Here is a 19,780-nt window from a genome sequence, read left to right on the forward strand (position 1 = left end):
ATTGAACTCCGGTATCTCTTACGGTATTGAGCGTTGCTAACATCGGAATCGGCAGCCAACCGAGGACCGATCGGGCGGATGATCAAACACTCAAACCAATTCCGTTGCAGCCGCAGCGATCGAATGTCAAGAAGGATCCCCTCGGCACTATGACCACCCTCGACTCTCCCGAAAAGGTCCTTTTCACCTCGACCACCCAGGCGTTCCTGGAAAAGGAAGCGCCGCTGCGCCGGGTGCGGGAGCTGCACGCAGCGGGCACGTCATTCGATCCCGGGTGGTGGCAGCGCGCCGCGGAGCTCGGCTGGACCGGCCTGCTCGTGCCGGAGGAGCTGGGCGGCGGAAGCGTCTCGGAGAATGGCTTCGCCGATCTGGCAATGGTCGCCGAGCAACTCGGCAAGACGGTGGCGCCCGGACCGCTGTACCCGGTCAGCACCGTGCTGGCCGGGCTTGTTGAGTGCACAAACTCCGACGAGCACGCCGACGCGATCGAGGCGCTGATAGCGGGTGAATCCGTGGCGTCGTGGGCGGTCTGTGAGCCGGGCCGGGGCTGGGCACCGCTGGATCCGTCCGTCACGGCCACCGAAACCGATTCCGGTTACCGCATCGACGGCATCAAGGACCGCGTAGAGGCGGCCGCCCAGAGTGCGCTGCTGCTGGTGGTGGCGCGCTGCGACGCCGAGATTCGTCAGTTCCTGGTCCCGACGGACGCGCCGGGGGTCCGGATCGAGCCTCAGGAGTCGGTCGATCTGGTCAAGCAATACGGCCGGGTGCACTTCGACGGCGTCGTGGTGCCGCGGTCGGCGGCCGTCGGCACCGGTGGCGAGACGGCTGCGCTCGTCGATCGACAAAGCCAGATCGCCCAGGTGCTGCAATGCGCCGAGGTGGTTGGTGCCCTGCAGACGGTGTTCGACTTCACCGTGCGGTGGGCGCTGGACCGGCACACATTCGGTCGCCCGCTGGCGTCGTATCAGGCGCTCAAGCACAAGTTCGCCGACATGAAGCTCTGGCTGGAAGCCTGTCGGGCCACCACCTCGGCGGCGGTCGCCGACGTGGCGGCCCGCGCGCCGGAGGCGAATGTGTCGGCGAGCATCGCCAAGTCGTACGTGGGCGAGATGGCGGGTCAGATCGTCCAGGCGTGTGTGCAGATGCACGGCGGCATCGGGGTCACCTGGGAGCACGACCTGCACCTGTACCTGCGCCGGATCACGTTGTACCGCGGCATGTTTGGGACGCCGGAGGAGCATAATCTGCGCGTATACGAGTTCGAGAAGGCGGGTCGTTCGGCGAAATGATGAAGATCCGATGACGTCGACCGAGTCCGTTGCCCAGTTCGCCGCCCGGGCGAGGGCATGGCTGGCGGACAACATGCCCACCATCGACAGTGAGGCCCCGCCGGCCGCGCCGCGTGACGAGGAATGGGCCTGGCTGAGGGCCAGAGAACTGCAAAAGCGTTTGTATGAAGGCGGATTCGCCGGCATCTGCTTCCCCCGCGAGTACGGCGGCCTCGGGCTGGACTACGAATACCAGAAGGCCTTCGACGTCGAATCCCTCGACTACGAGATGCCGTTGATTCTGAACACCCCGACGTTCACCATCTGCTGCGCCACCCTGCTCGACACCGGCAGTGAAGACCAGAAGAAGCAGCACATCGCCGCGGCGCTGCGCGGTGAGGAAGTGCTGGTGCAGTTGTTGAGCGAGCCGAGCGGCGGATCGGACCTGGCCGGGGTCCTCACCCGGGCCGAGCGGCGCGGTGACCGTTGGATCATCAACGGCGCCAAGACCTGGAGCACGAGCGCGTTCGCCGCCGATTACGGCCTGTGTCTGGCCCGCACCAACTGGGACGTGCCCAAGCACGAGGGCCTGACGATGTTTTTGGTGCCCATCGCGCATCCGGGAATCACGTTGCGGCACATCACGATGCTGAGCGGTTCCACCGAATTCTGCGAGGAGTTCCTGGACAATGTCGACGTCGGAGATGACGCCGTGGTCGGCGAGGTCAACGGCGGTTGGGCGGTGGCGTCCCGGCAGCTGTATCACGAACGCCGAGCGGTGGGTCAGGGGTCCGAGTTCGCCAGCGGCAGCGGCAGCGAGGGCGGCAACGCGATTCCGGTTGACTACGTGGCGCTGGCGGAGAAGACCGGGCACGCCGACAACGAGCGCGTGCGCGAGATGGCCGGTCGTGCCCTGGTCCATCGCGCGGTGGCCGACCAGCTGATCGGTCACGTGTACCGCAGCGTCAGGGACGGCGCGCTGCCGCCCGCAGCCGGAACGCTCATCAGGCTGTTCCACTCCGAGACCACGACCACCGATGTCGACACGGCGCTGGCGATAGCGGGAAGCGCCGGCGTGGTGGGGGAGCAGGGCGCCGGACTGGAAACGGGCCTGCGGTATCTATCCCGGCAGACGGTCGCCATCGGCGGCGGCACAACGGAGATGGCCCGCAACGTGATCGGCGAGCGGGTGCTGGGCTTCCCGCGGGAGTACGCCGCCGATCGCGGGGTTCCGTTCAATCAGGTGCGGCACGGCGAGCGAGCCGACCGCGCCTAACCCTCGGCGACGACGTTCTCGGCGAGGCCGCTGACCACCGGGATCTGCACCAGCGACAGCACGTGGTGCGCCGGGCTTCCCGGCGGGGCCACCAGCACGTACTCGCTGCCCTGTCGGAGCGCCCGCTCGCGGGCGGCGGCCAGCGCGCTGACCCCCGCCGATCCGAGGTGGGTGACGGCGGTGAGATCGACCGTCAACGGTGCTACGCCGGAACGGCTTTCGACCGCGATCTGACGGTCCAGGGTGGAGGCAGTGTTCGAGTCGACGTCGCCACTGACCACGATGCGGCCCGGTTCGCTGACCTCGGAGACGAATTCTGCATTGGCCCTCCGCCGGTCGGCCGCCCGGCCGATCACCGAGTCGGTGACGAAATTCGCCCGCCGCGAGAGTTGGTGCGTCAGACTGGCGGTCGTCCCGTCGGCGCCGTGACTGACGTGTGCCTCCGACACCAGGGCCTCGGCCATGGCGAGGCCGCGGCCGCGGCCGGCCTCGCCCTCGCGGTGATCCTTCCACCGTCCGCGGTCGGTCACCGAGGCGTGCAGGTTGCCATCGCCGGACAACGTCGCTTCGACGACAACGCCGTCGGGGACCTCGGCCGCATAACCGTGCTCGACCGCGTTCTCGACGAACTCCGAGATTGCGTGCACCACATCGGAGATGTCGTCGGCGTCGGCGCCGATCTCCGACAGCCACTCCCGCAGGCGGGTGCGTACCGCGCGTGCGGTCCGGATGGTCGCGTCCAGTGTCAGGTGTAGGGGTGCGGGCGGTGTCCGGCGTTGCGCCGCAAGAAGAGTCACGTCGTCGCTGTAGCCCGTCGAGCGCAGCAGTAATTCCAGTGTCTCCGAGCAGATTCGGTCGATCGGGCGCACCGATGATTCGATCACGAACCCGCGTTGGCCGCCGACGATGTTTCCGGCCAGCTCGGCGAATTCGGCGGTGCTGGCGACCAGCGGCCGGCCGGGCCGTTCGATCAGGCCGTCGGTGTACAGCAGGATCGAGTCGCCCACGTCGAGGAATTCGGTGCGCACCGGAAAGCCGGTGCCGCTACCGAGCGGACCGCCGCCGGAGGGCTCGAGATAGCGCGCGGTGGCATCCGCCGTCACCAGAAGCGGCGGCGGGTGTCCGGCGGTGCAGTACCGGAATTCGCCGGTGCCGAACTCGAGCGAGCCGACGCAGATGGTGGCCGTGTTCGAGCCGGGGACGTGCTTGCGGAAGCGGTCGACAGCCTCGAGCGCCTCGGCGATCGGATAGCCCGCGACGATCTGCATCCGCAGCGCGGTGCGCAGCTGCGACATCACCGCGGCCGCTTCGACGCCGTGGCCGACGACGTCTCCGACGACGAGCACCAGCCGGTCGCCGAGGGGTATCGCGTCGAACCAGTCGCCACCTGCCGCGGTGTCCTCGGCGGCGACGAGATACTGCGCGCTCACGTCCGCCCCGGGAATGATGGGCACCGACGGTGCCAGCAGCGCCTGCTGCATGACGGTGGCGGAATCGCGGACGTTGCGATACCGCTCGGACATCTCCTCGAGGCGTGCTTCGGCGGCCATTCGCGTCTGCACCCGGCTGGTGACGTCGACGAAGGCCAGCTGCACGCCCTCGATCGAGCCGTCCTCTGCGCGCCGCGCCGTGACGATGAAGTCGAAGAAGTGTTCCTGCGCGCGTCCTTCGCCCTCGAAGTCGGCCTGCACCCGCCATTCCGTGCCCGACTGCGGCTCGCCGGTTTGATATACCCGGTCGAACATCTGCAGGATTTCCTGGCTCTCCAGCTCGGGGTAGATGTCGCGCACAAATAGCCCGATGGAGTCAATTGGCGGACTGAGCGTGCGGTAAGCCGCATTGACCGCGATAAATCGGTGGTCGGGCCCCTCGAGCCCGACCAACAGCGCGGGGACATTCTCGAAGACGCGGCGTACGTCGTCTGCCGCACCGACGGTTCTGTCCCAGTCCTTTTCGGCCACCATCTGGCCGTCCTCCTAGCAGCCTCCGAGCGGCCCGCAACGCAGGGCCGGGTCGAGAACCGGGTCAATGGGTTGACCTAATTTGCACACGTAGTTGTTCAGATTAGCAATGGTTCTTGGATGCGCATTGCAACGGTTTGGTTACCGGTATGAATTGTGTCGGCTAATTCGGTTGGCAAATGCAATTTACGCCTGCGACAATCGCGACCGCCAGCGGCGAAACGGCCCGTTTGCGGCCGGTTGGGCGAGGGTACCTCGCAGTCGTGGCCGATCTCGTGGCGCGACGTACGACGGCGCTGTGGCGGCGCCTCCTGTCGTCGCCAGTGCTGACCTTGAACGGCTGGGTGGCATTCAACCTGCCGCGCGCGGTGACCGCGCTGGGCGGGGGACTGCTGACCGGGCTGGTGGCGGTGCACGTCTACATGCTGGCCACCGAGCCGAACCTGCCGCGGTATTTCGTCGCCTACGTGCTGGTGCTGGCGGCAGGCTGCCTGACCGCGGCGGGCGCCATGGTGGTCGGCATCAAACCTGCTGTGCCCCAGGCGGGTTGGTATCTCGGCAGTATGATCTGCGCGGCCTTTCTCGCTCTCTATCTGGTCACTCGCTGGGTCAACCTGCCCGGGCTCGTCACGGTCACCGCCCGATGGGATTTCGCGCCCGGGACATTGGGGATGGCTTGCGCGGCCGCGTTTATCGCCGTGCACATGACGGTGCTGTCGGGCATCAACGTGGCCTACCCGCGACGCCAGCAGTGGTATGACTGACGGGGCTCAGGCATGACAACGTTGGACTATCCGGCATGGCTGCGCATCGATCACTGGCTGAACGTCTTGTTCGTGACGCTGATCCTGCGCAGCGGCCTCGAGATTCTGGCCACCCACCCGAAGTTGTATTGGCACGACGACAGCAAGCCGGGCACCGAGTGGGCGCGCTTCACCCGAAAGGTGATGCCGCGGGACAGGATCTACGACACTCTGGATGAGGAAGAGGACTACAGCCCGTTCATTTCGTTGCCGGGCCGCGCGCAGCTCGGCGTGGGCCGTCACTGGCATTTTTTCGTGGTCATCGGTTGGATTTTGCTGGGCCTGTCCTACTACATCCTGTTGTTCACAACCGGCCAGTGGCATCGCTACTGGCCCGCGTCGTGGTCGATCTTTCCCGAAGCGTGGGACGACGTCGTCACCTACCTGACGTTCAATTTGCCGCCGGTGTTGCCCGGTGAGCCGTTGGACGCCATGCAGAAGCTGACCTACGCCGGGGTCGTCTTTGTTCTGGCGCCTTTTCAGATCCTGACCGGGGCCGCTCAGTCTCCGGCGATCGAGGCGCGGTTCCCGTGGTACGTGCAAATGTGGGGTGGCCGGCAATGGGCGCGCAGTTTGCACTTCCTGGGCCTCATCGCGTTCCTGGTCTTCATCGTGATTCATCTGTCGATGATTTTCTTCTGGGGCTGGGGAAGGCTCACCGCGTCAATGATTTTCGGGGCTGTCCGCAACACCTATTGGGCGACCACGATCTCGCTGCTGATCATTGCGGCGATCATCGGCGTCCATGTCGCGGCGACGGTCTGGAGTCTGCGCAACCCGCGATCGGTTCAGCGCGTGCTGGGGGCGGTGGTGACCACGGTGCGCCTGCTGCTGCTGCGGCCGCTGAACTCGCGGCAGAACTATCCGGCGCACAAAATCTCCAAGCAACACCGCGTCAACGGAAAGCCGCCCACCAGCACGGAATACAAGGTGATGGCGGTGCATAACTTCGTGGACTGGCGGCTGCGGGTCGGCGGGCTGGTGGAAAACCCCGTGACCTTGGACCTGAGGGCGCTGCGCGGGCTGGCCGAGTCGGAAACGCAATGCGTGATGCACAATTGCGTCCAGGGCTGGACCAGCATCGGAGAATGGACCGGCGTTCATCTCCATCAGCTGGTGGACCTGGTGCGGCCGCTGCCGCAGGCGCGCTATATCTGCTTTTTGACGATGCAGGACAACAGCACCGACGAGCCGTCGTCGCACGGCGGAGGCCAGTTCTACGAGGTTCTCGACCTCGAGTTCGCCGACAAGCCGCAGACGCTGCTCGCCTATGAAATGAACGGCGCGCCTCTGCCAATCCAACACGGTGCGCCCTTACGCCTGCGGGTGGAAACTCAGGTGGGCTTCAAAATGGCCAAGTGGATCAACCAGATCGAATTCGTCGAGGACTACGCCGGAATCGGCATGGGGACGGGCGGCTGGCGCGAGGACCGCGTGTACTACGACAAGGACGTGGAAATCTGAGATGACCGATACGGCGACCCAGGGAGTCGGGGTGCGTCCCGAGCTGATCAGCTTGGATAACGTGGCGCACCACCGCGTGCTCGAGCAGATCGCGGCGAAGGGCGGGCACTGTGAAGCCTGCGGCGCAACCGATTTCGCCGTCGGCGATGCCCTCTACCTCGGTTTTCTATTCTTGAACGAGGATGCCGACGCCTACATGGTCGCGCTGACCTGCCGCAACCCGGACTGCCCCAAGCCGCGGACCGCGATCAGACTGCGCGACATCGACTTTCTCACCTACGCAGGAAGCGACTCGGACCCTTCCGGGCATGACGGCCCCGGTTAGCCTGACCGTCCGTGGACCCCGGGAGCTGCGGCCGCGCGAGGCCGAATCGCTCTATCAGCGGCGACAACTCGCGTAGCTGGTCGCACAGCGATCGAAACCGCCGCTGATCGTCGTCGTCGAGCTGCCCCAGCGAATCGTAATGCGCCATGCGCGGCAGCCGTCCCGCGAGCGCGGCGCCCCACCTGATGCTCAGGTCGTAGATCTCTTCGTCGTCGATGTCGTCGCGCTGCCCCAGTCGTTGCAGCGCCTCGATCTGCTCGGTGAGGAGTGCGACGTCGTCGTCGATATTGACCGGCGTCCCGTCGTGCGCTGCCACGCTCATCTGCCCTCCATCCGCCGGACGACGCGTCGACCGTTATGTCGACGAGTACCCGACGGCGGTCCGGCTACACCGAACCGTCGTCGGGCAGCGATCGGGCGATCAGGCTGAGACCGGCTTCTTCGCCGGCGCGGAAACCTTCATCAGCTTCATCAGGTTGCCACCCATGATCTTGGCGATGTCGGATTCGGAGAAGTCGGTGAGCTCATCGACGAACGAGATCGGGTCTTTCAGACCTTCGGGATGGGGCCAGTCCGAGCCGAACAGCACCCGGTCGGTGCCGACCATGTTGACGATCTCGGTGAACCGGTCCTCCCAGAACGGAGTGATGTAGACGCACCGCTTGAACGCCTCGATCGGGTCCTCGCTGAACGACTGGGGCATCTTCTTGTAGACGCCCTTAAGGCCCTTGAACAGGTCTGGCACCCAGTCGGCGCCGTTCTCGATGGACAGGATCCGCAGGTCCGGATTGCGCGACAGGGCGCCGTGGCACACCAGCGCACCCATCGCGTCCAGGATCGGCCGATGGCCCATCGCGAAGCTGCGGAACGCGGTCGGCTTGAACGGGAGGAACTCGTCGCCGGGCTCCCACACGTTCGCGAACTCGGAGTAACCACTGTCCGACGCGTGCATCGAGACCGGGATTTCGGCGTCGATGCAGGCCTGCCAGAACGGGTCGAACTCCTCGAGCCCGAAGGATCGGCTGCCCTTGTAGCCGGGCACCGGCGCCGGGCGGACCAGCACGGTGCGGGCGCCGCGCTCGAGACACCACTGCAGTTCTTCCAGCGCGCGGTCGACGATCGGCAGCGTGATCACCGGGGTGGCAAAGATGCGGTCCTGGTAGTTGAACGTCCACTGCTCGTGCATCCACTGGTTGAGGGCGTGGATGACGTCGTGGGTCATCTCCGGGTCATCCTTCATCCGCTCCTCGACCAGGCTGGCCAGCGTCGGGAACATCAGGGCGTAGTCGATGCCGAGCTCGTCCATGACCTCCAGCCGCGCGCCCGGCTCACGGAAGGCGGGGATGGCCTTCATCGGCTCGCCGAGGATCTCGCGGTAGCTCTTGCCCTGCGCGCCGTTGCGGAAGTAGTCCTCCTGGGCGCCTGGCTTGGCGACCTTCTCGAAGGTCGGGTTGGGGATGTACTCGCTGATGTGGCCGCGCACAACGATTTTGGTGCGGCCGCGAACCTGCACGTAGTCGATGACGTTCTTGCGCTTGTCCGGAAGGTACTTGGTCAGCGCTTCCTGCGGCTCGTACATGTGGTTGTCTGCGTCGAACACCGGGAAGGAAAGTTCGCGAGAGGGCATGGCGATCTCCTTACAGAAGTCTCAATTCTCGCTGTGTGGTAACGACGTTACCACTTGTGCGCGAGTAGGTGTACCGGATCTGTGGTCGCCTGGGATGGCTCAGGCGTCCGGCCAGCTGGGGAGCTTTGGTGTGGTCCCGTCGATCACGGCGAAGTTGACGGTCGCCGTAGCGAGCAGCTCGCCGTCGCCGTCGCCGTAGATGTCCACCTGCATCACCATCGCTCGTCGCCCGGATCGCAGCATTGTGGGCACCGCGAAGGCCGAGCCCTGGCGGATCGGCCGCAGGTAGCGGATGAACAGATCCGCCGTGGTCATGGTGGTGCCAGGTTGCAGATAGTCCAGCCCGAATTGTCCACCCGCTACGTCGACGAGCGTGGCGATCAAGCCGCCCTGCAGCGCGCCGGACGTGTTGACGACCGCGGGGCTGACCGGCATGGTCATGGCGAATTCGCCGTTGCGGGTGCCGGGGCGCATGCCGATCTGGGCGAACAGTTCGGCCAGCGACGGGGCGGGCGATTCTTGCTCGGTGTCGCGGATGCCCAGGGCACGGCTGCAGAAGTCATATAGCTGGCCGGCGTCGACCGGTGAGCCGTTCAATTCCGAACCGAGCCAATGCAATCGCTGCGCACCCATGATCGTCTGCATGACGATGGCGGCCGCCGCGCCGACGTCCAAACCGGGGTTGAAGACTCCCTCGGTGATGCCCTGCCCGACGACGTCGCGAATCAGGCCGTGCAGGGGAGAGAGCACCCGCGCGTACTCGCGGGGCCTGGTCTCGGCCAGGTGCTGGTTGTAGAGGGTCAAAGCCCGGTTGAGGCTGTCCTGGGTGCTCGACTCCGGTTGCTGGCTGAGCCGGTCGATCAGCAGCTTCAGCGCCGAGGTGCTGTCCAGGCCCGTGGTTTCGGTGCGCCACGCCTGCACCGATTGGGCGATGGTTCGGTCGAACAGCGCCAGCAGCAGCGCATCCTTGCTGCTGAAGTGTTGGTAGAAGGCGCGCAGCGACGTCTTGGAGCGCGCGACCACCTCTTGCACGGTGAAGTCGGTGCGGCCCGTCTCGCCCAGTATCGCCACGGCGGTCTTGATGAAGCGGTCGCCACGGGTGATCTCCGCGTCGTCGTTGGGGTCGGCCATGAGCGATCGGTCCCCTTCCTCGCGCGCTGGTCGCGCTATGAGAATGAGGTTACCGCGACCGGCGCCCGCGCGAGGTAGCGCTTACGCCTTGGGGCAGAAGATCCCGAGTATCTGCTGGCAGTTGTCTCTGGTGATGAGGGCCGGCGGCGGCGGGGGCTTCGGAGGCGGGTTATCGCCGTCCCAGATCATGTTGGAGACATTGCCCATGCCCGGCCAGAGGTAGTAGTAGGTGTGGCAGACGCTCATGTCCCAGCCGCGGAAGGGGTCCGTGACGTGGTTACCGGTCGCCGGTAGCGGCTCGCCCGGGCACCAATGGTGCGCCGGGCCCCAGTCGGGGTTGTCGGCCTGCGCGGTGCCTGCGGCGAGCCCCGCCCCGGCCACCAGGCCGGTCGACAGCAGAGCGCCGGCGATGAGCCTTTTCATGATGTGCATGCGGGCCACGACGCGTTCCTTTCGCTCCGTCGGCCGGTTGCCGACGATTGGCAAAAGTCTTGCGCTTGATTTTGCTACCGATCCCAAACTTTTGCGCGGTTGAGCAGCAGAAACATCTGCCGATACGTCCCGGCGGAAATAGACTTCCGCAATGTTCTCGGAGACGCGGTATGCGCTGAATGGCGACTTGCGCGTCGCTTATCGCACATCCCGCGAAGGTCCTCGCGACATCGTGTTCGCACAGCAGTGGCGATCCGCGACGCGGTGCAGTCCCTCGGCATACAGGTCCGGGCCGGGTTGCACACCGGCGAGTGCGAAGTTCGCGGCGATGACATCGGCGGGATCGGCGTGCACATCGGGGCGCGCGTGAGCGCCCTGGCGGGGCCGAGCGACGTCCTGGTGTCGAGTACGTTGCGCGACCTGGTGATCGGGTCGGGGCTCGAGTTTGACGAGCGCGGCTCTCACGAGCTCAAGGGCGTGCCCGGCGAATGGCGACTGTACGCCGTCGCGTCTGCACGGCAGCGTTAAGTCGGTTGCCGGAGTCAGCCAAAAACGGTGATTCACGAATCCGCTCGCGCGCTTGCTGCGGCACTACCGACGGTGGTGAGCCTTCTACGGCAAAGCTCTCCACGCAGCCGGAAGGTGTTCTAGAGTGACGCCCTATCGGGGGATTCGTCGAGACATCGAGGAGGCCCCATAATGACAGCGATCGACGACATCACCAGCCTTCGCCAGCGCCGCGAGGCAATCGTCAACCAGCATGCTGAGGCGGAAAACCGGCACGACATTGAGGCGACAATCGCGACCTTCGCCCGTCCACGTTATGAGGTGAACGGTGTCTCGAGCGATGGTGCGGAGGCCGTTCGAGAGCTGCTGCGAGGCTTCATGATTGGCCTTCCCGACCTGCACGCCGAGCTCGGTAAGATGCGCCACGCCGACGACGCAGTATTCGGCGAAGGGCTGATCACTGGAACCCATGACGGCGAATGGGCGGGCATCGCGCCGACCGGACGCCGCGTAGAGATTCCGATAGTCGGGATTTTCGAATTCGACGGCGATCGACTCTTATGCGAGAAGGTCTACTTTGATATGGCCGCGGTGCTGACTCAGATGGGCGTTCTTCCCCCGATCAGCTAAAGCCGAGGCTGCCCAAACGCACTTCAGGTTCGCGCGTCAGCCGCCCCGCGCCTGGATCATCGCCGAGCGGTTGACCTTGGTCGCCGCGGTGCGCGGAATCGCATCGACGAACTCGACGGTCTTGGGCGCCTTGTACGGCGCGAGGCGATTCTTCGCGTACTCGATCACCTGCTGTTCGGTCAGTGGCGCGGTGCCGTCGGCGTCGGCGCGCTGAATGACCGCGTGCACCCGGCGTCCCCATTGCTTGTCGGCCAGCCCGATCACGACGACGTCGGCGATGCCGGGGTGGCCGGCGAGCGCGGACTCGACCTCGGCCGGAAAGACGTTGGCGCCGCCGGTGACGATCATGTCGACGCGGCGGTCGACGATGTAGAGGAAGCCGTCCTCGTCGAGGTGGCCGATGTCGCCGGCCGACCGGAAACCGTCCTCGGTCGACGGCAGTGGGGGCGCCCCGCCCAGGTAGCGGTATCCCGCGCTCATCGGCGCCCGCAGGTAGATGTCTCCGTCCTCGCCGGCCCCCAGCGGTCGTTTGTCGGCGTCGAGGATCCGGATCTCGGTATCGCGGAAACCGCGGCCCACACTGCCCGGGTGGGCGAGCCACTCGTCGCCGCGCAGCGCGGTGAGCCCGAGGTTTTCGGTCATGCCGTATGCCGTCACCATCTGCTCGGGGCTGAGCAGTTCGAACCAGGTGTGCAGCAGCGACGGCGGCATCACCGCGGCGCCCTGCAGGACGAACACGATGCTGGACAGGTCCCGCTGCCGCACGTCGGGCCGGGCCGCGATGCGGGCCAGCATCGTGGGCGTGGCGGTGAAATTGGTGATCCGGAAGCGTTCAATGACATCGAGAACCAGTGCCGCGTCAAACTTTTCGAGGATGACCAGATGGTCGCCGGCCAGCATCATCAGGAAGGTGGCGAAGCCGTTGGTGTGATACATCGGTGCGGGCACCATGATGGTCTGCGGCTGGGCCACCGGCGTCCAGTTCGACAGAAAGGGTTCGCCCTGTTGCGGGATCCACAGCGATGGCGCCAGGTTCAGGATTACCTTGGGCACACCGGTGGACCCGCTGCTGCAGATCCCGTTCGCGGTGGGGGAGACGGCGACCGGTAAGGCGTCGGCCGATTCGGCGGCCGCGCGGGCATCGAGCTCCCAGCGGCTCTGTTCGTCGACGACGACGGCGGGGTCGATCACCGCCCGCACCCGATCGCGCTCCCATTCGGGCAGATCCCAGTGCATGGGGACGGGCACGGCGCCGATCTTCCAGCACCCCAGCGTGGCGAGCACAAGATGCCGAGAATTCGGGATAGCAAGCGCGACAAAAGAACCCGTTTGGGCGCCGCTGGCGGCCAAAGCCCGTCCCCACTGGTTGGCGCCGGCATCGAGGTCGCCGAATGTCAGCGGCTCAACGGTGCCATCGAGCGCGACAATGGTGACGCCCGGATCGTCGCGGCGCTCTTCGGCCAGCTGCTGCAGTTTGATCCCGAATGGGATTCCCTCGTCGAACGGATTCGGCGTCACCGCGGCCGCGGGCGATTCGGTCATGCCGATACCGGCTCACTGAACAGTGTCTCGAACGACCCGTCCGTCACGCAGGGCATCAGGCGCAGGGCGAGTTCCTCGGTGCCGAGCGGCAGCCGCATCAGCGGTTGGGTGTGCCGATCGAGCACGCTGACGTCGGACTCGTCGCAGAAGCCCAGCGCTCCGAGCAACTGGTGGGACGAGCGCATCACCTGCCGCGCCGTGTCGGCGGCCTTGAGCCGCAGAATCAGGGCGTCGGCCGAATGAATCTGTGCGGGAAGCGAATCCGGGCGGCAGATGGTGTACTTCGCGAGTTCGTGCAGTCCGCGCACCGCGACGGCCGCATCGGCGACGGCGAATCTGACCGCCTGAAAGTCCGCGAGCGGCTTGCCGAACTGAATCCGGGCGCGCACATGCTCGGTGACAATCCGCAACGATTGCTGCACCGCTCCCAGAATCCGCCATGATCCCAGCACGAGATGAAGGTTAACGTCGGCGGCGGGCACGGTTCCCTCGGGTGCGCTCAAGGTGGCCGGAACCAGGAACGGCCCCAGCTTGGCGCCGGTCCGCACGCCCGGCTGTGGCCGGTACCGATTGCCGTCCAGGTCCGCGGCGACCCAGTCGCCGGCCAGGTCACCGTGGTCGATGCGTGGGGCTTTCGGATTGACCAGGGCCAGGCGCGCGCCATCAATCGCCAGCAGCTCCTCCACCAATGGGTAGGGGAGCACGGTGGCGCCGGCGGCCTGACACAGCACCGCCGCGGCCAGCAGGTCATCCGGCGCCGAGCGGATGTCGAGGTCGAACGCGCCGACGTCGTTCAGCGCGGCACGCGAGGCATCCCGGATGGCGTCGTCGGTCTCGGCGCGCAGCGCGGCCGGCGGTCCGCCCAACCGGGTGAGCCGCTTGCCGGCGACGGCGGCGAAGTCGCTGATGTCTTGTGGTAGATCGGTTTTCACCTGTGTTCTCCCAATACGTCTCGTGCCACCAGCATGCGCTGCACCTCGATGGTGCCCGATGCGACGGTGGCCGCTTGCGCGTAGCGCCAATGGTCTTCGATTGCCCCGTGCAGCGCCGCGGAGGTCCCGCTGTCCAGCGCCGTCGGGCCCAGCACGTCGAAAAGCAACTCCGCGACGAGTTGATCGCACGTCGTGGTGATGATGCGCGCGGCACTGGCGGCAGCCCCCGCCGCCGGGTCGTCCTGCAGTGACACCGCGCGATAGGCCAGCAGCCGGGCGACCCGTAGGTCGACGAGCGCCCGCACCCACCGGGTGCGGATCGTTTCGGGCAGCTGATCCCAATCGTCGCCGAGCTGGGCGCGCATGCGTTCGAGCAGCGACTCACAGCGCGCGTAGCGGGCGATGCCGACCCGCTCGAACGCCAGGGCCTCGCGCATCACCCGCCATCCGTCGCCCACCTCGCCGAGCACGTCGCCGGGGAACGCCTGCACGTCGTCCAGGAACATCTCGTTCAGGTGGTGCGGTCCCAGCATCGACGGGATCGGCCGGACGGTGAAGCCGGCCCGGTCCATCGGGATCAGAAACAGGGTGAGCCGCTTGTGTTTCGGAGCCTCGGGGTCGGTGCATGCCGCCAACACGCACCAGGATGCCATCAGCGCGTACGACGTCCACACCTTCTGGCCGGTGATGCGCCATCCGTCGCCGTCGGCGACGGCGCGGGTGCGCAGCGACACCAGGTCGGTGCCGGCCTCCGGCTCGGAAAAGCCCTGGCACCAGATCACGTCCCCGGAGGCGATGGCCGCCAGGTGCTTGGCCTTCTGTTCGGCCGTCCCGTACCGCATCAGCGCGGGACCGACCCAGTTGATCCCCATGTACTGCGGACCGCGCGGCTCGTGCTGTGCCCACATCTCCTCGCGCAGCACCGTCTGCTGCCAGACCGAACCACCGCCGCCGCCATGCTCTTTCGGCCATGCCAGCGCCAGCAGCCCCTCGGTGGCCAGCAGTTTGCAGAACGTCTCGGTGGTGGCGAGGTCCTGTGGGTTCTCGGTGCAGGCACCCAGAAAGTCGGCGGGGATGTGGTTGGCAACCAGCTCGCGCAGATGGCGGCGCAGTTGCCCGGCGTCGTCGCCGAGGTCGTAATCCATTGTCGTCATCCCTTCGGCAACCCGAGCAGCCGCTCGGCGATGATGTTGCGCTGAACCTCCGACGTTCCGCCGTAGATCGTTGCGGCCAGCGCGTCCTGACGTTCGAACAGTAGATCCGGATCGGTGGCCGATTCGGGGCCCGCGGCAGCCGCACTCAGTTCCCAAACACGCTGCAAGGTAAGCGATCCGAGCAGCTTCATGGTGTCGGCTTCCGGGCTGGGCCGCCCCGCGAGTTCGTTGCCCAGAGCGCGATAACCGGTCGCCCGCAACGCTTCGGCGTCGGCCAGCAGCGAACCGAGTTCGGCGTACGTGTCCTGGCTCGACTCCGCGGCGCCGGCCTCGCGCACCGAGGCGAGCCCGCGTTTGATCTCGACCCAGTTCATGATCCAGATCATCTGGCGCTCATGGTGCAGCGACGACATGGCGACGTTCCAGCCGCCGTTCAGTGGCCCCAGCAAATTTTCGGCCGGCACCTCGACGTCGTCGAGGAAGACCTCGCAGAACGTTTCGTCGGAGATCGACGCCATCCGGATGGGCTCGATCCTGACCCCGGGCGACTGCAGATCGAGGATGAGGCACGAGATGCCGCGGTGTCTCGGCGCTTCCGGATCGGTGCGGGCGTACAGGGTGCACCACCGCGACAGGTGCGCGTGGGTGGTCCAGATCTTGTGGCCGTTGACCCGGAACACGTCGCCGTCGCGCACCGCGCGGGTGCGCAAGCCGGCGAAATCCGACCCGGCTTCGGGTTCGGACATGCCCAGCGCCCACCACTCATCGCCGCGCAGCAGCGGTACGAGCAGACGCTCGATCTGGGCGGGTGTCCCGAACTGACGGATGCCGGGCGCGGCGACACCGGGACCCTGAATGTTGGGCAGCTTGGGTGCCGACCGCAGCGCCGCCTCGATCCGGATTTCCATGGCGTCGCGCAGGCCCAGCGATCGGCCGCCATGCTCGCGGGGCCAGGTCGGCTGCAGCCAGCCGGCCTCGAACGAGGCCCGCTGGTAATCGCGCCGCAACCCCAGATCCCAGCGGTAGTGCCGATAGTTCGCGTAGTAGTCGCCGGGCAGAAAGTCCGCCAACCACGCGCCGAATTCCTCCACCACCGGGCTCACGCGGCACCCCCGCAGAATCGGCGGCCCAACTCGTAATACAGGGAGCGACTGTCGCCCAGCATGGCGGCGCCCTGCCAGGCGCGGCGCACATAGAGGTGGGCGTCGTGCTCCCAGGTCTGGCCAAGGGCGCCGTGCACCTGGACCGCGGTGCGCGCACAACCGGTCGCCGCGTCGTTGGCCGCCGCCTTGGCCAGCGCCGCGGCGGTCCACATGTCGGACGGGGAGGTGGTCGGGTCGGCCAGCCGGTTGGCCGCCGCGTAGGTCAGGCTGCGGGCACGCTCGACGCTGACGTAGTTGTCGGCCAATGCGTGCTTGACGCCCTGGAACGCGCCGATCGGCTGGCCGAACTGACGCCGTGACTTCGCGTACTCGACCGAGCGGTGCAACGCCGCGCTCGCAACGCCGAGGAGGTCGGCGGCCGAGGCCACCCAGGGCGCCGCGAATGCCGATCCGAGGTCGACCGGTGCAACCGCGATGGGCTCCGCGTCGATCTCGACGCTCGCCAACGGCTGAGCGGGATCGGTGGATTCGGCCGCCGGCAGCGCGGTGACCCCGTCGCCGCAGCGGGCCACGGCCGCCACGGTGTCATCGTCGTCGGAGCGGGCCAGGGTGACGACAAGCTCGGAGCGCTGCAGGTTGGGGACGGCAACCGCCGTGCCGCGCAGGCGTCCCTGGCGCAGTGTCATGGGCGCCCCGGGGAGTCGGGATCCCTGGGCGTGGACGGCCAGGGTGGCCACCATGCCGCCGGCGATGTCGGTCAGCACGGAGTCGAGCCCGGTGTCGCGCAGTAGGCCCGCGGCCAGACCGACGCTGCCCAGCAACGGAATTGGCGCGAGTGCCGCACCGCATTCCTCGAGGACCACGGCCAGCTCGACCGGTCCGTAGTCGCCGGTGTCCGGGGCGGCGAGCTCGGTCCAGCCGAGATCGACGACCGTCTTCCACAGGGTGCGCCAGCGCTCCGGATCGGTGATCGCTTGACGTGCGGCGTCGGGTTGGCACTCCGTACGTAATATGTCGCGTACGGTGTCGCGCAGCGACAGCTGCTCCGAGTTCAGACCGACATCCATAAGACCTCTAACATAGTAAAGATAATAAACTAGCCGTGCCGTCGCAATCGCACGGAACCCGACGTTGAGGTGGCGCATGGCCGAGTGGTATCTGTTCCTGCCGCAGGTGCGATTGTCGGCGGGCGACATCGCGGACCGGGCACGTCACGCCGAGGCCAGCGGCTTCGACGGGATCGCCTTCATCGATCACCTCGAGGCGCCCGGGCTGCCCGACGAAAGCATCTGGGAGGCAATGGGCATTGCCACCTGGGTGGCGGCCAAGACCGAGCGGCTGCGGATCGGTCACCTGGTGCTGTGTGATGCGTTCCGGCATCCTGCCGTGCTCGCCAAGCAGGCCGTCACGTTGTCGGAGGCATCCGGGGGCAGGTTCGAGTTGGGCCTCGGGGCGGGATCGTGGCCCTCGGAATTCGCGAGATTCGATATCGGCCAACAAGATCCGCGGGCCAGGGTCGAACAACTCGGCCGCCACCTCGAATTGATCAGACGCTACTGGGACGACGCCGACGACCAAACCGGCCCGGCCCCGCAGGCCCCGCGCCGTTCGCACCCGATACCGCTGGTCTTGGGTGGCAGCGGGCCCAAGATGATGGAACTCGTTCGCAGCTACGCGGATTGGTGGAATCTGCCGGCGAACCAGCTCGACAGGCTGCCGAAGCTCGCCCCGGCCGCGGGAACGGCCCGGATGTCGATCCAGCAGATGATCGGCTTCGTGCGGTCCGGCGACGACCCCGACACCGTGCACGAGGTGAGCACCCGTCGATTCGGCAACCTCGGGTCCGGACTGGTCTGCGGCGATGCCGACGAGCTGATCGGGCACTTCCGCGGTTTGGCCGCCCAGCGGGTCGAGCGGTTCTACGTGTGGTTCGCCGACTTCGCGGCCCCGGACTCCCTGCACGAGTTCGGCGAATCGGTGATCAAAGCCTTCCCGGCGGCCTAGACCTCACCCTCGTTGCGCGCGGCGCCGCGCCTCGGTCGGCACCACCGGCGGCCGCGCGAAGGGGCCCCGCTCCACGGCGGACAACCGGATCTCCGGCAGGTCGACCGACGGATCGACGGTGTCCAGCCAGGCAACCGCCTCGGCGACGTCGGACACCCCGATCGCGTACATCTCGAACGGGACGTCCTGCAGCATCTCGGTGGCCACGGGTCCGGGCGTGACGATGTGCACGCTGATGCCGTCGCGGTCGACCTCAAGCGCCAGGGCACGCGCGAACGCGTTCATGCCGGCCTTGGATGCGGAGTAGGCGGTGCGGGCCGGCATCGGCTCGTGCGCCGCCGACGACGAGATGAACACCAGCCGCGAGCCCGCCGCCATTTTCGGCAGCACCGCGGACGTCACCACGAAGCACGAATCCAGGTTGGCCGACATGATGGATTGCCACTGCTCGAAGGTCTGCTTGCGCGCGTAGGTCCCCCCGAGCGCACCGGCCGCGTGAACGACCAGGTCGATCTTCTCCAATGTGCTTATCGCAGCAGGGAATCCGCTGGGGTCGGACGCGTCGGCCACGATGTGGCGGGCACCGATCTCCTCGGCGGCGGCGCGTAACGGCGTCTCGCGGCGCGCCGAGAGCACCACGTCGTAGCCACGCTCAACCAGCTTGCGCGCGCACCCTTTTCCGATCCCGCCGCTGCCGCCGGTGACCAATGCGGTTCGCATGACGGTTGCAGGCCGCTCGTCAGGAGTGCCGGATATCCCGCGGCCGCGACAACGCCTGCGGGGAGAGCGCATAGATGCGTTGATCGTGCTGGCCGGAGAGGACATAGGTCTGCGTGTCGGCCAGATGGCGACCCGCGATGCGGCGAGCCCGGTCGACGTTACCCTCGGCGATGGTCTCGGTCAGCTTGACGTGCGTGTTGAGCACCGCGCGACGCTGAGTGAGCGACGGGTAGGTGCCACGGGCCGCACTCTCGTCGGCCCACTGCCGTTCGTGACTGGTCCACAGCGTCTCCAGGCTGCCGACGACCGCGATGATCGTGTGATTGCCGCAGCCGCGGACGACCTGATCGTGGAATTCGCGCCCGATTTCGGTGAAAAGCCGCCCGTCGTCCAGGTTTTCGGCCATCGACTCGTTGATTCGGGTGAGCTCGGGTACCAGGGTGTCCGCCCGGTCCGGCCGGCGGGCGGCCAATGCGGCGCACGCGGGCTCGAGTTCCTGCAGGGCCATGCCGAGGTCGGCGACCTCGACGGACTCGCTCTGCAGCAACAACCCGAGCATGTAAGCGGCGCTGGTCTTGGCCGGGGCGTGGACGACGGCACCACCACGGTTGCCGCGCCGCACCGAAACCAGCCCCTCGGTCTCTAGGATCCGCAGGGCTTCGCGCAGGGACACCAAACTCACGTTGAACTGTTCGACGAGCACCTCTTGGCGGGGCAAGAGATCACCGTCCGCGAGCTCGCCGTCAATTATCTGACGGCGCAACTCGTCGGCTACGATTTCGGCGATGCGCGGCGCCGACAACCGGCGCCGGGCGTCGGGGCCAATTCCCAAGGCGGTCATCCGATCCTCGAAACACAAGCAACTCGCTGGCTTAGCTATTTTAGCAGTAATGATATA

At 66.8% G+C, this 19,780-nt stretch carries 19 protein-coding genes and 1 pseudogene; 8 read left to right on the plus strand and 12 right to left on the minus strand.

Annotation, left to right across the window (positions count from 1 at the left end):
- Positions 1-149: 149 nt before the first annotated feature.
- Together A5732_RS25420 and A5732_RS25425 are read left to right on the plus strand one after the other, a co-directional pair.
- On the plus strand, positions 150-1,292 hold the full coding sequence (locus A5732_RS25420; RefSeq protein ID WP_076052289.1) for an acyl-CoA dehydrogenase family protein: 1,143 nt from the start codon (positions 150-152) through the stop codon (positions 1,290-1,292).
- A 10-nt stretch (positions 1,293-1,302) separates the two neighbouring features.
- Complete coding sequence (locus tag A5732_RS25425; RefSeq protein ID WP_076052288.1) at positions 1,303-2,547, plus strand: acyl-CoA dehydrogenase family protein; 1,245 nt, start codon at positions 1,303-1,305, stop codon at positions 2,545-2,547.
- Here the strand turns inward: A5732_RS25425 and A5732_RS25430 are convergent.
- Complete coding sequence (locus tag A5732_RS25430) at positions 2,544-4,511, minus strand: SpoIIE family protein phosphatase (RefSeq protein WP_076103619.1); 1,968 nt, start codon at positions 4,509-4,511, stop codon at positions 2,544-2,546. The two genes, A5732_RS25425 and A5732_RS25430, sit on opposite strands and share 4 nt — an antisense overlap.
- Positions 4,512-4,771: 260 nt before the next feature.
- On the opposite strand from A5732_RS25430, the gene A5732_RS25435 reads away from it, so the two are divergent.
- From A5732_RS25435 to A5732_RS25445, 3 genes are read left to right on the plus strand one after another with little or no spacing between them, the layout of a single operon-like run.
- A complete protein-coding gene (locus A5732_RS25435) occupies positions 4,772-5,272 on the plus strand; it encodes an oxidoreductase (protein ID WP_076052286.1) in 501 nt (166 codons plus the stop codon).
- Positions 5,273-5,284: 12 nt separating this feature from the next.
- Positions 5,285-6,775 carry a molybdopterin-dependent oxidoreductase gene (locus A5732_RS25440; RefSeq protein WP_076052285.1) on the plus strand — a complete coding sequence of 497 codons (1,491 nt, stop codon included), beginning with the start codon at positions 5,285-5,287 and terminating at the stop codon, positions 6,773-6,775.
- Between the two features lies 1 nt (position 6,776).
- Positions 6,777-7,100 carry a hypothetical protein gene (locus tag A5732_RS25445; protein ID WP_076103620.1) on the plus strand — a complete coding sequence of 108 codons (324 nt, stop codon included), beginning with the start codon at positions 6,777-6,779 and terminating at the stop codon, positions 7,098-7,100.
- Here the strand turns inward: A5732_RS25445 and A5732_RS25450 are convergent.
- From A5732_RS25450 to A5732_RS25465, 4 genes are all read right to left on the minus strand, one after another.
- Positions 7,048-7,422 carry a hypothetical protein gene (locus A5732_RS25450; RefSeq protein ID WP_076103621.1) on the minus strand — a complete coding sequence of 125 codons (375 nt, stop codon included), beginning with the start codon at positions 7,420-7,422 and terminating at the stop codon, positions 7,048-7,050. The two genes, A5732_RS25445 and A5732_RS25450, sit on opposite strands and share 53 nt — an antisense overlap.
- A 99-nt stretch (positions 7,423-7,521) precedes the next feature.
- On the minus strand, positions 7,522-8,727 hold the full coding sequence (locus A5732_RS25455; RefSeq protein WP_065056707.1) for an amidohydrolase family protein: 1,206 nt from the start codon (positions 8,725-8,727) through the stop codon (positions 7,522-7,524).
- Positions 8,728-8,826: 99 nt separating this feature from the next.
- The gene (locus tag A5732_RS25460; RefSeq protein ID WP_076103622.1) at positions 8,827-9,858 is read right to left on the minus strand and encodes a hotdog fold thioesterase; all 1,032 of its coding nucleotides are present in this window, start codon (positions 9,856-9,858) and stop codon (positions 8,827-8,829) included.
- Positions 9,859-9,939: 81 nt separating this feature from the next.
- On the minus strand, positions 9,940-10,299 hold the full coding sequence (locus A5732_RS25465) for a hypothetical protein (RefSeq protein WP_372237006.1): 360 nt from the start codon (positions 10,297-10,299) through the stop codon (positions 9,940-9,942).
- 225 nt (positions 10,300-10,524) lie between these two features.
- Here A5732_RS25465 and A5732_RS25470 point away from each other — a divergent pair.
- Positions 10,525-10,818: pseudogene (locus A5732_RS25470) on the plus strand (adenylate/guanylate cyclase domain-containing protein); the annotation flags it as partial.
- Positions 10,819-10,989: 171 nt separating this feature from the next.
- Positions 10,990-11,427 (plus strand): ester cyclase, encoded by a 438-nt coding sequence (locus A5732_RS25475; RefSeq protein ID WP_076052280.1) that lies wholly within the window; start codon positions 10,990-10,992, stop codon positions 11,425-11,427.
- Positions 11,428-11,463: 36 nt separating this feature from the next.
- Here A5732_RS25475 and A5732_RS25480 read toward each other — a convergent pair whose 3' ends face one another.
- From A5732_RS25480 to A5732_RS25500, 5 genes are read right to left on the minus strand one after another with little or no spacing between them, the layout of a single operon-like run.
- Positions 11,464-12,969, minus strand: coding sequence for a class I adenylate-forming enzyme family protein (locus tag A5732_RS25480; protein WP_076103623.1), 1,506 nt, complete (start codon positions 12,967-12,969; stop codon positions 11,464-11,466).
- On the minus strand, positions 12,966-13,901 hold the full coding sequence (locus A5732_RS25485; protein ID WP_076103624.1) for an acyl-CoA dehydrogenase family protein: 936 nt from the start codon (positions 13,899-13,901) through the stop codon (positions 12,966-12,968). Before A5732_RS25485 ends, A5732_RS25480 begins: the two co-directional genes overlap by 4 nt.
- Positions 13,898-15,055 carry an acyl-CoA dehydrogenase family protein gene (locus A5732_RS25490; protein ID WP_171975096.1) on the minus strand — a complete coding sequence of 386 codons (1,158 nt, stop codon included), beginning with the start codon at positions 15,053-15,055 and terminating at the stop codon, positions 13,898-13,900. Before A5732_RS25490 ends, A5732_RS25485 begins: the two co-directional genes overlap by 4 nt.
- On the minus strand, positions 15,052-16,149 hold the full coding sequence (locus tag A5732_RS25495) for an acyl-CoA dehydrogenase family protein (protein ID WP_171975103.1): 1,098 nt from the start codon (positions 16,147-16,149) through the stop codon (positions 15,052-15,054). Before A5732_RS25495 ends, A5732_RS25490 begins: the two co-directional genes overlap by 4 nt.
- 5 nt (positions 16,150-16,154) lie before the next feature.
- Entirely contained in the window at positions 16,155-17,225 is a 1,071-nt protein-coding gene (locus tag A5732_RS25500) for an acyl-CoA dehydrogenase family protein (RefSeq protein WP_076103626.1), read from the minus strand.
- A gap of 76 nt (positions 17,226-17,301) precedes the next feature.
- Between A5732_RS25500 and A5732_RS25505 the strand changes: the two genes are divergently transcribed.
- On the plus strand, positions 17,302-18,162 hold the full coding sequence (locus A5732_RS25505) for an LLM class flavin-dependent oxidoreductase (protein WP_076103627.1): 861 nt from the start codon (positions 17,302-17,304) through the stop codon (positions 18,160-18,162).
- Between the two features lie 3 nt (positions 18,163-18,165).
- Here the strand turns inward: A5732_RS25505 and A5732_RS25510 are convergent, their stop codons facing one another.
- Positions 18,166-18,882 (minus strand): SDR family oxidoreductase, encoded by a 717-nt coding sequence (locus A5732_RS25510; RefSeq protein WP_076052274.1) that lies wholly within the window; start codon positions 18,880-18,882, stop codon positions 18,166-18,168.
- Between the two features lie 19 nt (positions 18,883-18,901).
- The gene (locus A5732_RS25515) at positions 18,902-19,723 is read right to left on the minus strand and encodes a FadR/GntR family transcriptional regulator (protein WP_064952369.1); all 822 of its coding nucleotides are present in this window, start codon (positions 19,721-19,723) and stop codon (positions 18,902-18,904) included.
- Positions 19,724-19,780 lie beyond the last annotated feature (57 nt).

This window comes from Mycobacterium colombiense (assembly GCF_001953985.1).
GTDB lineage: Bacteria > Actinomycetota > Actinomycetes > Mycobacteriales > Mycobacteriaceae > Mycobacterium > Mycobacterium colombiense_B.